This is a genomic window from Neisseria sp. P0024.S006 (assembly GCF_051956595.1).
Taxonomy (GTDB): domain Bacteria; phylum Pseudomonadota; class Gammaproteobacteria; order Burkholderiales; family Neisseriaceae; genus Neisseria.
This window is the reverse complement of record NZ_JBQCXH010000001.1, coordinates 384,451-400,014: the sequence shown is the minus strand read 5'-3', so window position 1 is coordinate 400,014 and position 15,564 is coordinate 384,451. Positions and strand designations below refer to the sequence as shown.

Here is a 15,564-nt window from a genome sequence, read left to right as displayed (position 1 = left end):
CATAAATTTTACAATTGTGTATCGTATTAAAAAATAAAATGGCCGTCTGAAATGGGGATGGTTCTCTTTTAAATACAGGCTACTAAATTTTTTACTCAGATGTGCAGGGCAAATATTTCAGATGGCCTGGCAATAAGGTTATCGTTTAAAAATAATGTAGTTTTATTTCTGTGTAAGTGAATGGCCAGTAGATATGGGTTATCAATAACCAAGTGATTTAATATGTTATTAAATTCTAATTAAATCAATGAAGTATGAAAATGATATTGTCTGGATTATTCATTTGAAAGCACTATTACGCTATTGAAGGCCGTCTGAAAAATCGGTCTCTTAAAAAATAAACAAACCCTTCCTACCATGACTCCCGAAAAGGAACACAATCATGACCGTCATCAAGCAAGAAGACTTTATCCAAAGTATTTTCGACGCTTTCCAATTCATCAGCTACTACCATCCTAAAGACTACATTCAGGCTTTATACAAGGCTTACCAAAAAGAAGAGAACCCTGCCGCCAAAGATGCAATGGCGCAAATTTTGGTCAATAGCCGTATGTGTGCCGAAGGCCATCGTCCGATTTGTCAGGATACCGGTATTGCGACCGTATTCTTGAAAGTGGGCATGGATGTACAGTGGGATGCCGAGATGAGCGTACAGGAAATGGTCAACGAAGGCGTACGCCGCGCATATACCTATCCTGACAACAAACTGCGCGCCTCCGTATTGGCCGATCCGGCAGGCAAACGTCAAAATACCAAAGACAACACCCCTGCTGTTGTACACATGGAAATCGTGAAAGGCGACAAAGTCGAAGTTACTTGCGCAGCCAAAGGTGGCGGTTCTGAAAACAAAACCAAAGTGGCCATGCTCAACCCATCAGACAGTATCGTTGACTGGGTATTGAAAACCGTTCCTCAAATGGGTGCAGGCTGGTGTCCTCCGGGCATCTTGGGTATTGGCATCGGCGGTACGCCTGAAAAAGCAGTATTGATGGCCAAAGAAAGCCTGATGAGCCACATCGATATTCAGGAACTCAAAGAAAAAGCCGATTCCGGTGCAGAATTGTCTACCACCGAAGCCCTGCGCTTGGAACTCTACAAAAAGGTAAATGCCTTGGGCATCGGCGCACAAGGCTTGGGCGGTTTGAGCACCGTGCTGGATGTCAAAATCCTTGACTACCCAACCCACGCGGCTTCCAAACCGATTGCCATGATTCCAAACTGCGCGGCAACCCGCCACATCGAATTTGAATTGGACGGCTCAGGTCCGGCCAAACTGGAAGCCCCATCTTTGGAAGACTGGCCGGATCTGACTTACAGCCCTGACAACGGCAAACGTGTCGATGTCAACAATCTGACCAAAGAAGAAGTAGCCACATGGAAAACCGGCGACGTATTGTTGCTGAACGGTAAAATCCTGACCGGCCGCGATGCCGCACACAAACGTCTGGTTGACATGCTCAATAAAGGCGAAGAGTTGCCGGTGGATTTCACCAACAAACTGATTTACTACGTCGGCCCGGTTGATCCAGTCCGCGACGAAGTTGTTGGCCCAGCCGGTCCGACTACTTCCACCCGTATGGATAAATTTACCCGCCAAATGCTGGAGCAAACCGGCCTCCTAGGTATGATCGGCAAATCCGAACGTGGCGCAGCGACTTGCCAAGCCATTGCCGATAACAAAGCCGTTTACCTGATGGCTGTCGGCGGTGCGGCATATCTGGTGGCCAAAGCCATTAAAGCATCTAAAGTCTTGGCGTTTCCAGAATTGGGTATGGAAGCGATTTACGAATTTGAAGTCAAAGACATGCCTGTGACTGTTGCGGTGGATAGCAACGGCGAATCGGTTCACGCCATTGCGCCAAAACAATGGCAGGCTAAAATCGGTATTATCCCGGTTGAAGCTTGATATTTGACTGAATAATCAAAGGCCGTCTGAACGATTTCAGCCGGCCTTTTTTGTGTATAAATAATTCAAATATTTTCAAACGAGTAAATTTCCTTTTCTAAAAAGCACTTGTCAAAATCAGTATTTGAAACTAAAATTCATGGCTTATCGAGTCGGAGTGTGGCGCAGTCTGGTAGCGCACTTGCATGGGGTGCAAGGGGTCGAAGGTTCGAATCCTTTCACTCCGACCAAAAGATTTTAAGGACTTAACCTGTTTTTCCGGTTAAGTCCTTTTTGTTTTTACTCTGTGGGGTAAACAATAGGGCAAATATAAGTGTAGACGGTACGATTTATTTTTTATTAAAAAAGCGTTTCAAATTCCTTTGTAGACTGTTTACTTATTAAGCTAAAAACAATCTTGCAACCTTGTAGGGTAGTATTATGGTAAAGGCCGTCTGAAAAATAACGAAAAATCTGCTTAAAAAAGCAGGTTTTGTTGTTTCTAAATTAGGACTATTCGGTACTATCTTTCAGCGTGTCTCTATAAGTATAAAGATAAGATGCGCCGACAAAGGATGCGCCACCGACGACATTGCCCAGGAATACGGGAATCATGTTGAAGAAAAACTGCCCCCAAGTGATGTTTGCGCCTGCCAGAATCCCTGCTGGGATAACGAACATATTGGCGACAAGGTGTTGGAAGCCGTTTAATACGAAAATCATAACGGGGAACCAAATGGCCAGCATTCGTCCGGTTGTGTTTTTAGCGGCAAAGTGCAGCCACGCGCCCATGCAGACCATCCAGTTACATGCGACTGCCGATACGAAAGCAAGGCCGAAATCCATATGGACTTTTGCTTCTGCCACAGCAATGGTTTTTTCTGCCACGCTGCCTTCGGTCATGCCGACATAGTGTCCGAGAAAAAACGCCATCGCCAGCGTGCCTACCAAATTGCCCATGCAGACGATAACCCAGTTTCGCAGCAGCATTTTAGAGGAAATCCGTCCGGCCAACCTGCCTAAAGACATAATCATCATGTTGCTGGTTACCAGCTCGCCGCCGCCAAGCAGGATACAAATCAAGGCGATTGGGAATACGGCGGCACCGAGTAAAGTCGCAACACCGCCCCATTCGTGCGGAATGCCGCTGACTACTTTTAAATAGGTAAGATAACCGAAGCCGATGTATTCGCCGGCTAAAACGCTCAAGATTGCCAGTGTGGGGATGCTGGATTGTGCTTTGGCGTAGCTTTTGTCGAGAACAACCTGTAAAATTTCCTGTGGGTATAAATCGCGCGAAGCCATGATGTTCCTTAAAGTGGGTTGAGGAGGAAACGTTGTTTTAAAGGTGGTACAAACTGTCGCGGTAGAGTGGTGTTATAGGGAGCCGGTGTACGGTCTTTGTCTTATCAATCAGTCTGAATTAAACCTAAAAAACAGATACTTCGCCTTGTTTTAGCTCAAAAGAAATATTATTACATTTTGTCTCCATATTCAAAAAGGCCGTCTGAACATTGAAATTTCAGACGGTCTGGTTTTGATTTCTTAAACTGACAAATGAGCCAGCTTTGCATTGCCTTCGCGAGGAATAGGGCGCGGATTACCTTGTGCATCGATGGCGACGTAAGTGAATACGGCTTCAGTAACCAGTTGGCGGTCTTCCGTTACCATATCGTTCATCAAAGTCTTCACCCACACTTCGATTTTCAGTTGCAAAGAAGTATTGCCTACACGGACGCAATGACCATAGCAGCATACGACGTTGCCGACCTTTACCGGTCTGATGAAATTCATTTCTTGAACGGCCACGGTGACAATTCGTCCCTGTGCGATTTCTGCCGCCAAAATACCACCGCCCAAATCCATTTGCGACATAATCCAGCCGCCGAAGATGTCCTGATTAGGGTTGGTATCGCGCGGCATGGCTACTGTACGCAATAAAAGTTGTCCTTCGGGTGCAGCATGGGTTTGTTTGTTGTCAGCCATAAAAAATCCTGTCAAAAAGTGGTATTTTACGCCATTTGTGGCGTTAAACCTATGTAGGCCGTCTGAAAAATCAGCAGGTAAAGTGTTACAATTAAATATATTCATCAAACAAAGGAGAAAGCTCATGCATCCGATTCAAGAACCACGAAATAGCGGCCTTTTACGCGTATCCGACATTCACGAAATCTACTGGGAAGAGTCAGGCAATCCTGATGGACACCCCGTGATTTTCCTGCATGGCGGCCCCGGAGCAGGCGCATCACCTGCTTGCCGAGGCTTTTTCAATCCAGAACATTTCCGCATCGTCATCATCGACCAACGCGGCTGCGGACGCTCCAAACCGTATGCCTGTATCGAAGACAACACCACATGGGATTTGGTTGCCGATATCGAAAAAGTACGCGAAATGCTCGGCATTCAAAAATGGTTAGTCTTCGGCGGTTCATGGGGCAGCACCTTGTCGCTGACTTATGCCGAAACCCATCCCGATCGCGTCAGCGGCTTAGTTTTGCGCGGTATTTTCCTGTGCAGGCCGTCTGAAATGGCATGGCTGAACGAAGCAGGCGGCGTCAGCCAAATTTATCCGGCTCAATGGCAAAAATTCATTGCTCCCGTAGCCGAAAACAAACGCCAAACCCTAATTAAAGCCTACCATGAGATGCTGTTCAGCGAAGATGAAGCCACGCGCCTCAAAGCAGCCAAATCATGGGCAGACTGGGAAAGCTACCTTATTCAGTTTGAACCCAAAGACGTAGATGAAGACCCGCAAGCCTCCCTTGCCATTGCAAGAATGGAAAACCATTATTTCGTGAACGAAGGCTGGTTGCAGGGCGATAAAGCCATCTTGTCAAATATCGACAAAATCCGCCATATTCCAACCATCATCGTCCAAGGCCGCTACGACCTGTGCACCCCAATGCAAAGCGCATGGGAACTCTCGCAAGCCTTCCCAGAAGCAGAATTGAGAATTGTTCAAGCAGGCCACTCTTCTTTTGATCCTTCGCTTTCCGAAGCTTTGGTAAAAGCAGTAGAGGATATTAGAAGCAAGTTATAAAGGTTAATCAATAACAATGCCGTCTGAAAAAGTTTCAGACGGCATTTTTTAATCAAAGCTTGCTAGATATTAAGTGGTAAATGTTTATATGTAATATTATTGAGTATGAATACTATCTGGTATATGATTTATAAATTAACTAATTAATGATGATAAGTTTTACCATTGTTTGCATCTGTAAGGTAGATGGACAATATTAGTTTTCACAATCCCATCTAATGGAAACTTGCATGATTGCGAAATCATGGGTAACCAAGTTGCTGTTGAAACATATAGAAAAATTGTTTGGGTACATGTGTTTCTTAAAAATCTATAATTAATTTTATTTTAGGAAGTTGGATGACTGACAAAATTGCCCACGCTTACCAAGACTCATCAGAAAATTGGCATTCTCATTCCCTGCAAAAACATCTGCAAAAAGTCGCCAAACTCGCTAAACGTTTTGCAGGGCGTTATGGGGCGTTGTTTGCCGAATATGCGGGGCTTTTACACGATTTGGGGAAATTTCAGGAAGCTTTTCAGAAATATATCCGTAATGCATCCGGCTTTGAAAAAGAGAATGCCCATTTGGAAGATGTTGAATCTACCAAGTTGCGCAAAATTCCGCATTCCACTGCTGGTGCCAAATATGCAGTAGAGCACCTTAATCCATTTTTTGGGCATTTGTTGGTGTATTTGATTGCTGGGCATCATGCAGGGCTGGCAGATTGGTATGATAAAGGCAGTTTAAAAAGCCGTCTGCAACAGGCGGATGACGAGTTGGCTGCGTCTTTGTCGGGTTTGGTGGAAAGTGGTTTATCTGAAGATTTTTTCCCGGTATCAGATAATGATCTGAAGCAGGATTTTTTTGCATTTTGGAAAGATGGGGCAAAACTGGAAGAGTTGCATATTTGGCTGCGTTTTCTCTTTTCCTGCTTGGTGGACGCCGATTTTTTGGATACCGAAGCCTTTATGAACGGCTATGCCGATGCAGATGCCGCGCAGGCTGCCGGATTGCGCCCGAAATTTCCCGGTTTGGATGAGTTGCACCAACGATATGAGCAATATATGGCGCAACTTCATGAGAAATCAGATAAAGATTCATTCTTAAATCAAGAACGCCATGCCATTTTGCAGCAATCTTTTTCTGCCGCAGAAACCGACCGCACTTTGTTTTCTTTAACCGTGCCGACCGGTGGCGGTAAAACTTTGGCGAGCTTAGGGTTTGCTTTGAAGCACGCGCTGAAATTCGACAAAAAGCGCATTATTTATGCCATTCCCTTCACCAGTATTATCGAGCAGAACGCCGATGTTTTCCGGAAAGCATTAGGCGATGATGTGGTTTTGGAACACCACAGCAATTTAGACGTGAAAGAAGATAAGGAAACTGCGAAAACTCGTCTTGCTACGGAAAATTGGGATGCGCCGCTGATTGTTACCACCAACGTGCAACTGTTTGAAAGCCTGTTTGCGGCAAAAACCAGCCGCTGCCGCAAGATTCACAATATTGCCGACAGCGTGGTGATTTTGGATGAAGCCCAGCAGCTTCCGCGCGATTTCCAAAAGCCGATTACCGACATGATGCGGGTGTTGGCGCGGGATTACGGCGTTACCTTTGTGCTGTGCACGGCAACTCAGCCTGAACTTGGTAAAAATATCGACGCATTCGGCCGCACCATTTTGGAAGGACTGCCGGATGTGCGCGAAATTGTGGCAGACAAAATTGCCTTATCGGAAAAACTGCGCCGTGTCCGCATCAAAATGCCGCTGCCAAACGGCGAAATGCAAAGCTGGCAGGAAATTGCCGATGAAATTGCTGTGCGTCCGTGTGTTTTGGCGGTAGTCAATACGAGAAAGCACGCCCGCAAACTCTTTGCTGCCCTGCCTTCTGATGGTATCAAACTGCATTTATCTGCCAATATGTGCGCCACACACCGAAGCGAAGTGATTGCGCTGGTTCGCCGATATTTGGCACTGTATCGAGCAGGCAGCCTGCACAAGCCTTTATGGCTGGTTAGTACGCAGTTGATTGAAGCAGGTGTGGATTTGGATTTTCCTTGTGTTTATCGAGCGATGACAGGGCTGGACAGCATTGCCCAAGCGGCCGGGCGGTGTAACCGTGAAGGCAAACTGCCGCAGTTGGGGGAAGTGGTCGTGTTTCGTGCCGAAGAAGGTGCGCCTAACGGCAGCCTGAAACAGGGGCAGGATATTACCGAAGAGATGTTGAAAGCTGGACTGTTCGACGACCCGCTTTCCCCGTTGGCATTTGCCGAATATTTCCGCCGGTTCAACGGTAAAGGCAATGTGGATAAACACGACATTACAAGACTCTTGACGGCAGAATCATCCAATGAAAATCCGCTGGCAATTAAATTCCGCACCGCTGCCGAACGCTTCCGCCTGATTGATAACCAAGGTGTAGCAATCGTTGTGCCGTTTATCCCGTTGGCTCATTGGGAAAAAGACGGTAGTCCGCAAATCGTCAAAGCAAACGAGCTGGATGATTTTTTCAGACAACAACTGGACGATGTGGGAGTTTCAGAATGGCAGGATGTTTTGGACAAACAACGCTTTCCTCAGCCGGTCGACAATTCCTTCGGGCAAACTGACAGCCCACCGCTGCCTGAGCCGTTTGAAAGTTGGTTCAAATTTTTAGAAAGCGATCCTCTCAAACACAAATGGGTTTACCGCAAGCTGCAACGCTACACGATAACCGTGTACGAACACGAACTGAAAAAGTTGCCTGAACATGCCGTTTTCTCCAGAGCGGGATTGCTGGTGTTAGATAAGGGCTATTACAAAGCCGTGCTTGGTGCAGATTTTGACGATGTGGCTTGGCTACCTGAAAATTCGGTTTTATGAAATGAAAGCAATAAGGAGATGATATGAGTTTTATCCTAGAAATCAGCGGCGATTTGGCATGTTTCACCAGGCCCGAACTTAAGGTGGAGAGGGTAAGCTACCCTGTTATCACGCCGTCTGCCGCCAGAAACATCCTAATGGCGATATTGTGGAAGCCGGCAATCCGCTGGCGAGTCTTGAAGATAGAAATTCTAAAACCGATCCAGTGGACGAATATCCGCCGCAACGAAGTGGGAACTAAGATGAGTGAGCGTAGCGGCTCGCTCTATATTGAAGACAACCGCCAGCAGCGCGCATCCATGCTGCTGAAAGACGTTGCCTACCGCATCCACGCTGATTTTGACATGACCAGCGAAGCGGGCGAGGGCGACAACTACGTCAAATTTGCCGAAATGTTCAAGCGGCGGGCCAAGAAAGGACAATATTTCCACCAACCTTATTTAGGCTGTCGTGAGTTTCCTTGTGATTTCAGGTTGCTGGAAAAAGCCAAAGATGGATTGCCACGCGAAGATATTACCCAAGATTTCGGTTTTATGTTGTACGACATGGATTTCAGCAAATCCGACCCGCGCGATTCCAATAACGCCGAACCCATGTTTTACCAATGCAAAGCGATAAACGGCGTAATTACTGTGCCCCCAGCCAACAGCGAGGAGGTGAAACGATGATTCTGCACGCACTCACCCAATACTACCAACGCAAAGCCGAAAGCGATGGCGGTATTGCCCAGGAAGGGTTTGAAAACAAAGAAATCCCGTTCATTATCGTGATAGACAAACAGGGTAATTTTATTCAGCTAGAAGATACCCGCGAGCTGAAAGGCAAGAAAAAAGTTGGCCACACTTTTTTGGTGCCGAAAGGTTTGGGCAGGAGCGGTTCAAAATCCTACGAGGTAAGTAATTTATTGTGGGATCACTACGGTTATGTGCTTGCCTATGCTGGAGAAAAAGGGCAAGAGCAGGCGGATAAACAGCATGTCAGCTTTACTGCCAATGTAAACGAATTGAAACAGGCATTGCCAGATGATGCAGGTGTTGCCGCCGTTGCCGCCTTTCTGGCTTCTGCGGAAGAAAAAAGCAAAGTCATGCAGGCCGCAAATTGGGCGGAATGTGCCAAAGTTAAAGGCTGTAATCTCAGCTTCCGCTTAGTGGACGAGGCGGTAGATTTGGTTTGTCAGTCAAAGGCTGTGCAGGAATATGTAAGTCAAGCTAATCAGGTGAAGTCGGACAACGTCCAAAAGGGTATTTGCTTAGTAACGGGCAAACCTGCGCCGATTGCTCGGCTGCATAACGCTATCAAGGGCGTGAACGCCAAACCTGCCCCGTTCACATCGGTAAATCTGTCGGCTTTTGAATCATACGGCAAAGAGCAGGGCTTTATCTTTCCTGTGGGCGAACAAGCCATGTTCGAATACACCACCGCCTTAAACACTCTGCTTGCCGGTGAAAATCGCTTCCGTATCGGCGATGTAACAGCCATCTGTTGGAGTGCGAAACCAACCCCGTTGGAAGAGCATCTTGCTTCGCTGATTAACGGCGGCGGCAAAGACAATCCCGATGCCTATATTGATGCGGTCAAATCACTTTATAAAAGCTTGTACAACGGGAAATACACAGAACCCGACGGCAAAGAAAAATTCTACCTTTTAGGTTTATCACCCAATTCCGCGCGCATTGTCGTCCGCTTTTGGTATGAAACCACTGTTGCCGCCTTATCCGAAAGTATTGCAGCGTGGTATGACGATTTGCAGATGGTGCGTGGCGAAAACTCACCATACCCTGAATATATGCCGTTACCGCGCCTGCTGGGCAATTTGGTGTTGGACGGCAAAATGGAAAACCTGCCATCTGACCTGATTGCCCAAGTAACAGATGCCGCACTCAACAACCGCGTTTTACCCGTCAGCCTGTTGCAGGCTGCTTTGCGGCGCAACAAGGCGGAACAGAAAATTACCTATGGCAGAGCAAGTCTGCTTAAAGCCTATATCAATCGCGCAATCCGCGCGGGTCGTCTGAAAAACATGAAGGAGCTAACTATGAGCTTAGATAGAAACCGTCAAGACATCGGCTATGTGCTGGGGCGGCTGTTTGCCGTACTGGAAAAAACACAGGCCGAAGCCAATCCCGGCTTGAACGCCACCATTGCCGACCGCTATTTCGGTTCGGCAAGCAGCACGCCGATTGCCGTATTCGGCACATTGATGCGCCTGCTGCCGCACCATTTGAACAAGCTGGAATTTGAAGGACGTGCCGTACAACTGCAATGGGAAATCTGCCAGATTTTGGAACATTGTCAGAGATTTCCCAACCATTTGAATTTGGAACAGCAAGGCCTATTTGCCATCGGTTATTACCACGAAACCCAATTCCTGTTTACCAAAGACGCATTGAAAAACCTGTTTAACGAAGAGAAAACCGCATAAGGAGCAAATGCTATGACTATTGAAAAACGCTACGATTTTGTCTTTTTATTTGATGTGCAAGACGGCAACCCTAACGGCGATCCTGATGCAGGCAACCTGCCGCGTATCGACCCGCAAACCGGCGAAGGTTTGGTAACTGATGTCTGCCTGAAACGCAAAGTCCGCAATTTTATCCAAATGACTCAAAATGACGAACATCACGATATCTTTATTCGTGAAAAAATCATTCTTAATGATTTAATTGCTGAAGCCCATCAGCAAGATGAAGTAAAAGACAAACCAAATGGGAGAGAAAAAACCGAAAGTGCGCGTCAATATATGTGCAAACGCTATTACGATATTCGTACTTTTGGTGCGGTTTTAACGACAGGTGAGAATGCGGGACAAGTTAGAGGTCCTGTGCAATTGACTTTTTCCCGCTCCATTGATCCCATAGTAACACTTGAACATACGATTACTCGTTGTGCGCCAGCCAAAGAGGTTGAAAACCCAAATCCTGAAGATAGTGAAGAAGACAAAGCAAAGAAAGAACGGGGGAGAATGGGTCGCAAATTCACCGTCCCCTACGGGCTATACCGCTGCCACGGCTTCATTTCTGCCCATTTCGCCAAACAAACAGGCTTTTCCGAAAACGATTTAGAGCTGTTTTGGCAGGCACTCGTCAATATGTTCGACCACGACCATTCCGCCGCACGCGGGCAAATGAATGCTCGCGGGCTCTATGTGTTTGAACACAGCAGTAATCTGGGTGACGCACCTGCTGATAGCCTCTTCAAACGCATTCAGGTTGGTAAAAAAGATGGAGTGGAAGTGGCAAGGAATTTTGACGACTACCTTGTCAGCGTGGACGATCAAAATCTTGGCGAAACCAAGCTGTTGCGTAAATTAGGCTAAAAATGACCGCACTTTTAACCGAAACCCAAGGGGAAAATCAGGACACGCGCCTGATTCCCCTTTCAGCCCTGCAACACTACGCCTTCTGCCCGCGCCAATGCGCCTTGATTCACAACGAGCAGGCGTGGGTGGAGAACTATTTGACCGCGCAGGGCAAGGCGCTGCATGAGCGGGTGGATTCGGGCGAACCGGAAACACGCAAGGGCGTACGCTTTGAGCGGACGGTGCATGTATCGGCGGAAAAACTTGGCATCAGCGGCGTGTTGGATTTGGTGGAAGTGGAAACAAAGACAGGTCGTCTGAAACCCGTGGAATACAAACGCGGCAAGCCCAAACCCAATCCGATGGACGAAATTCAACTCTGCGCCCAAGGCTTGTGCTTGGAAGAAATGACGGGGCAAACCGTCTCTGAGGGCGCGCTGTGGTATATGCAAACCCGCCACCGCGTCCCTATCGTGTTTTCAGACGACCTGCGCGCCCAAACCCTCGCCACCATCGCCGCCGTGCACGAACTCCTAAACAGCGGCCAAACTCCGTCGCCCGACTACAGCAAACGCTGCAAAGCCTGTTCGCTGGTGGAGATTTGCCAGCCGGAGTTGTTGGGGAAACGGGATAGGAGTGTGGGGTATGTGGAGGGGTTGTTTGGGGAATAACTAATCGTGTTTTATATTTTATTGGATAAGAAAACATGTCAAGAAAATTGCATACTATAAAAGAACTAAAGGCTTTTAAATTTTTATTGGATGGACAACTTCACAAAGCAAAAAAAGTAGATAAAAATGTTTGTATGATTCCAGCTCAAATAGATAAACCAGATTTTGGTTTTATAATGAAGGGAACAAGAATTGGAATTGAGGTGTGTTCAATTGATAACAGTAAATTACTTGAAAGTAGAAATGTGCATAATTCATCTAAACCAACTAATGCCAAAAGAAAAAAAATTAACGCTATTTTAAATGATAAGCCATATACAAGCGTGAATCAAACAACAAGTGTCAAAAAGAATGCTTGGGAAGGAATTTTATTGAAAAAATTTAATTTGCACGCAGGATATGAAAATTTTAAAGAGATATTTCTATTGCTACATACAGAAAGTTATTCAGATGTTTCTTTGTCTGAAGCGACCAGATTTCATCTAAATCATTTTTGTATTGATAAAGGATGTCCCTTTGATAAGGTATATTTAGTTGATTTAAAGAATAAAAAATATATTGGGATAGTTTTTGATAAGAAATCAAATAAGCGACTAACTATTCCTAAAAATTTAGAAAATTTAGAAAGTGAAACTACAGTAAGTCAATGGTTCCCGGTTGGACAATCTTTTAATATTTGGAATACATATTAAATAAAAATACCAAGTCGTAACCTGTATCTCCACCAACCGTGTACGGTATGCATACACTAGGTTTTTGCTATTCAAATGATTGCCTCAAACTTTCAGACGACCATGTGTTTCAGTCTGTGTAGGTGGGATACTTGTATCCGACAACCATCTGATATTTATGTAATTTAAAATTGTTGCTGCAATTTTGAAAATGTCGGATTCAAGAATCCGACCTACCATTTTTCAGGTAGCCCAACCTTGTTAAACGCCCCAAAAAGTACGGCCAAAATCCAAGGAGTTCCCCATGCGCAAACTGCAAAATACGCTCTACATTACCACGCAAGGCAGCTATCTGCATAAGGAGCGGGAAACGCTGGTGGTGGAGCAGGAGCGTAAGAAGGTGGCGCAGCTGCCGGTGCATTCCATCGGGCATATTTTCTGTTTCGGGAATGTGCTGGTGTCACCGTTTTTGTTGGGGTTTTGCGGTGAAAATAATGTGAATTTGGCGTTTTTTACCGAAAACGGACGTTTCTTGGGGCGGCTTCAAGGGCGGCAGAGCGGCAATGTGCTGCTGCGTCGGGCGCAGTATCGGGTGTCGGAGCAAAATCCCGTGCCGATTGCGCGTAATATCATTGCGGCAAAGATTCAGGCAAGTAAACGGGTGCTTCAGCGGCAGATTCGCAATTATGGCGAGAATGCAGCGATTCAAAGTGCGGTCGATGCTTTGAACATTTCGCTGCAGCGGTTGAAGGGCGCGGCGGAGCTGGACGTGGTGCGCGGTATTGAGGGCGATGCGGCGGCGCGTTATTTCGGCGTATTCGGACAGCTTTTGAGCGAAAAAAGCGGCTTTACTTTTGACGGGCGCAACCGCCGCCCGCCCAGAGACGGGGTGAATGCGCTGTTGTCGTTTGTGTACAGCATCTTGGGCAAGGACATCAGCGGCGCGCTGCAAGGCGTGGGGCTGGATCCGCAGGTGGGTTTTCTGCACACCGACCGTCCGGGGCGCGACAGTTTGGCGCAGGATATTTTGGAAGAATTCCGCGCGTGGTGGGCGGACAGGCTGGTGTTGTCGCTGATTAACCGAGGGCAAATCAAACCGCAGGATTTTGTTACCGAGGCAAGCGGCGCGGTGAGCTTAAAAGCCGATGCGCGTAAGCTGTTGTTTCAAGCCTTGCAGGCGAAAAAGCAGGAAAAAATCGTTCATCCGTTTTTGGGCGAAGAAGTGGAAATCGGGCTGCTGCCGTATATTCAGGCCATGCTGTTGGCGCGCCATTTGCGCGGAGATTTGGTGGAATATCCGCCGTTTTTGATGAGATAAATTTTCAGGCTGCCTGAAAACGGGTTGGACGTTTTCAGACAACCTCTAAAGCAGCCTGCACATGGAAATACAAAATGTTGATGCTGATTACTTACGATATTTCGTTGGAAGATGCCGAAGGACAGGCAAGGCTGCGACGCGTGGCGAAATTGTGTCTGGACTACGGCGTGCGCGTGCAGTATTCGGTGTTCGAATGCGACATCGCGCCCGACCAGTGGGTTGTTTTAAAAGACAAACTTTTGAAAACCTACAACCCCGAAACCGACAGCCTGCGCTTTTATCATTTAGGCAGCAAATGGCGGCGCAAAGTGGAACATCACGGCGCGAAACCGGCGGTGGATGTGTTTAAGGATACGTTGATTGTGTGAATCGCCAACCTGCGGTTCTCATGAAAATGCGGCAGGTTTGGCGAATGGGGATTGTTCTTTAACAATCAGGATATTGCGAATGCGGGTGTAACAGAAAAGGCTGTGTTATACTCGCGTTCACGCTTTTCTCGGGAGCTTAGCGAAATCGGGGCTGCGAAACCTGATGGAGCAAGGCTTTTAAGAAAGGCTCCAGCCGCCTTCGGGCGGCTGTGTGTTGAAACGATGAAAGGATAAAAAATGCCTGCCTTTCTCGCTCCAGCCGCCTTCGGGCGGCTGTGTGTTGAAACCCGAAAAACTGTCCTTTCAGGCGCATTTGGCCTTCCAGCCGCCTTCGGGCGGCTGTGTGTTGAAACTGTAAAAATTGCAAAACTAAATAAACAGAAAAAACCAGCCGCCTTCGGGCGGCTGTGTGTTGAAACTTGTTATCAATCCCCTAAAAATCAAACGGTATGCCCCAGCCGCCTTCGGGCGGCTGTGTGTTGAAACTTGGCGTAATCGCTTAAGGTTAGCTGGGGTATATCCCAGCCGCCTTCGGGCGGCTGTGTGTTGAAACTTAGTTGATTGACGATAGTCAACAATCAATTTGAGCCAGCCGCCTTCGGGCGGCTGTGTGTTGAAACGTTGGTTGAAAGTTGTGTGGCGGTATCGGACGCTCCAGCCGCCTTCGGGCGGCTGTGTGTTGAAACGCCCAAAAGGCAACGCGTATACACGCGGTTAAGGCCAGCCGCCTTCGGGCGGCTGTGTGTTGAAACAAGTAACCTCCAAGAGTATAAGGAACGTAAGGAACCAGCCGCCTTCGGGCGGCTGTGTGTTGAAACTTCGTACTGCTGTCCATCCCCGCGCCCGCAAACCCAGCCGCCTTCGGGCGGCTGTGTGTTGAAACATGTATGACAAATTCGCAAGACAATCTATTTTATCCAGCCGCCTTCGGGCGGCTGTGTGTTGAAACTATGATGGTCAAATTTCAACGGCTTATTATTATGCCAGCCGCCTTCGGGCGGCTGTGTGTTGAAACTCAATCAAAATACGGTCATCAATAGCGAAGCTACTCCAGCCGCCTTCGGGCGGCTGTGTGTTGAAACAGCAGCGGTAACAGCAGTTCAACCGTGGCCAACCCAGCCGCCTTCGGGCGGCTGTGTGTTGAAACAGATCGAAGATCGAAATAAAGCGTATGGAGCAACCAGCCGCCTTCGGGCGGCTGTGTGTTGAAACTTCGTAATAAATGCCGGTTGCTTCCATGCTGATACCAGCCGCCTTCGGGCGGCTGTGTGTTGAAACTGTTAGTTTGAGCCAACCACACCGCCATTCTGACCCAGCCGCCTTCGGGCGGCTGTGTGTTGAAACTTTACGGTCAAGTTTATATCGGCGGTCAGAATGACCCAGCCGCCTTCGGGCGGCTGTGTGTTGAAACAAAGCTTCAGGAATCCCAGCCAGCCCCAAAAGGCCCCAGCCGCCTTCGGGCGGCTGTGTGT

At 47.4% G+C, this 15,564-nt stretch carries 12 protein-coding genes, 1 tRNA gene and 1 CRISPR repeat array (1 of these 14 only partly in view); of the genes, 11 read left to right on the top strand and 2 right to left on the bottom strand.

The window, feature by feature from the left end; translation table 11 throughout:
- Nucleotides 1-382: 382 nt before the first annotated feature.
- Together ACTHUF_RS01920 and ACTHUF_RS01915 are read left to right on the top strand one after the other, a co-directional pair.
- Nucleotides 383-1,906, top strand: a complete 1,524-nt coding sequence (locus ACTHUF_RS01920) for a fumarate hydratase (protein WP_049323434.1) — start codon at nt 383-385, stop codon at nt 1,904-1,906.
- Between the two features lie 153 nt (nt 1,907-2,059).
- Nucleotides 2,060-2,136, top strand: a tRNA-Pro gene (locus ACTHUF_RS01915).
- A gap of 262 nt (nt 2,137-2,398) precedes the next feature.
- On the opposite strand, the gene ACTHUF_RS01910 is transcribed toward ACTHUF_RS01915, so the two are convergent.
- Together ACTHUF_RS01910 and yciA are read right to left on the bottom strand one after the other, a co-directional pair.
- On the bottom strand, nt 2,399-3,190 hold the full coding sequence (locus tag ACTHUF_RS01910; RefSeq protein WP_315094307.1) for a formate/nitrite transporter family protein: 792 nt from the start codon (nt 3,188-3,190) through the stop codon (nt 2,399-2,401).
- A 240-nt stretch (nt 3,191-3,430) separates the two neighbouring features.
- Nucleotides 3,431-3,871, bottom strand: a complete 441-nt coding sequence (gene yciA / locus ACTHUF_RS01905; protein WP_036491440.1) for an acyl-CoA thioester hydrolase YciA — start codon at nt 3,869-3,871, stop codon at nt 3,431-3,433.
- 124 nt (nt 3,872-3,995) lie between these two features.
- Here yciA and pip point away from each other — a divergent pair, with 124 nt between their 5' ends.
- The 9 genes from pip (at nt 3,996) to cas2 (ending at nt 14,092) form a co-directional block, all read left to right on the top strand.
- The gene (pip, locus tag ACTHUF_RS01900; RefSeq protein WP_107848841.1) at nt 3,996-4,925 is read left to right on the top strand and encodes a prolyl aminopeptidase; all 930 of its coding nucleotides are present in this window, start codon (nt 3,996-3,998) and stop codon (nt 4,923-4,925) included.
- 339 nt (nt 4,926-5,264) lie between these two features.
- Nucleotides 5,265-7,766, top strand: coding sequence for a CRISPR-associated helicase Cas3' (gene cas3 / locus ACTHUF_RS01895; RefSeq protein WP_315094312.1), 2,502 nt, complete (start codon nt 5,265-5,267; stop codon nt 7,764-7,766).
- Between the two features lie 23 nt (nt 7,767-7,789).
- Nucleotides 7,790-8,434, top strand: a complete 645-nt coding sequence (gene cas5c, locus ACTHUF_RS01890; RefSeq protein ID WP_315094314.1) for a type I-C CRISPR-associated protein Cas5c — start codon at nt 7,790-7,792, stop codon at nt 8,432-8,434.
- Entirely contained in the window at nt 8,431-10,188 is a 1,758-nt protein-coding gene (gene cas8c, locus ACTHUF_RS01885) for a type I-C CRISPR-associated protein Cas8c/Csd1 (protein WP_440406861.1), read from the top strand. Before cas5c ends, cas8c begins: the two co-directional genes overlap by 4 nt.
- A gap of 12 nt (nt 10,189-10,200) precedes the next feature.
- Nucleotides 10,201-11,082, top strand: a complete 882-nt coding sequence (gene cas7c / locus ACTHUF_RS01880; RefSeq protein WP_315094318.1) for a type I-C CRISPR-associated protein Cas7/Csd2 — start codon at nt 10,201-10,203, stop codon at nt 11,080-11,082.
- A gap of 2 nt (nt 11,083-11,084) precedes the next feature.
- Nucleotides 11,085-11,735, top strand: coding sequence for a CRISPR-associated protein Cas4 (gene cas4 / locus ACTHUF_RS01875; RefSeq protein WP_315094320.1), 651 nt, complete (start codon nt 11,085-11,087; stop codon nt 11,733-11,735).
- A gap of 35 nt (nt 11,736-11,770) precedes the next feature.
- Complete coding sequence (locus tag ACTHUF_RS01870; protein WP_315094322.1) at nt 11,771-12,427, top strand: hypothetical protein; 657 nt, start codon at nt 11,771-11,773, stop codon at nt 12,425-12,427.
- Between the two features lie 283 nt (nt 12,428-12,710).
- Nucleotides 12,711-13,724, top strand: a complete 1,014-nt coding sequence (gene cas1c / locus ACTHUF_RS01865) for a type I-C CRISPR-associated endonuclease Cas1c (protein ID WP_315094324.1) — start codon at nt 12,711-12,713, stop codon at nt 13,722-13,724.
- 74 nt (nt 13,725-13,798) lie between these two features.
- On the top strand, nt 13,799-14,092 hold the full coding sequence (cas2, locus tag ACTHUF_RS01860; RefSeq protein WP_003685729.1) for a CRISPR-associated endonuclease Cas2: 294 nt from the start codon (nt 13,799-13,801) through the stop codon (nt 14,090-14,092).
- Between the two features lie 189 nt (nt 14,093-14,281).
- A CRISPR array of direct repeats spans nt 14,282-15,564; the repeat unit is 32 nt; unit sequence CCAGCCGCCTTCGGGCGGCTGTGTGTTGAAAC; it runs 5,840 nt beyond the window's last position.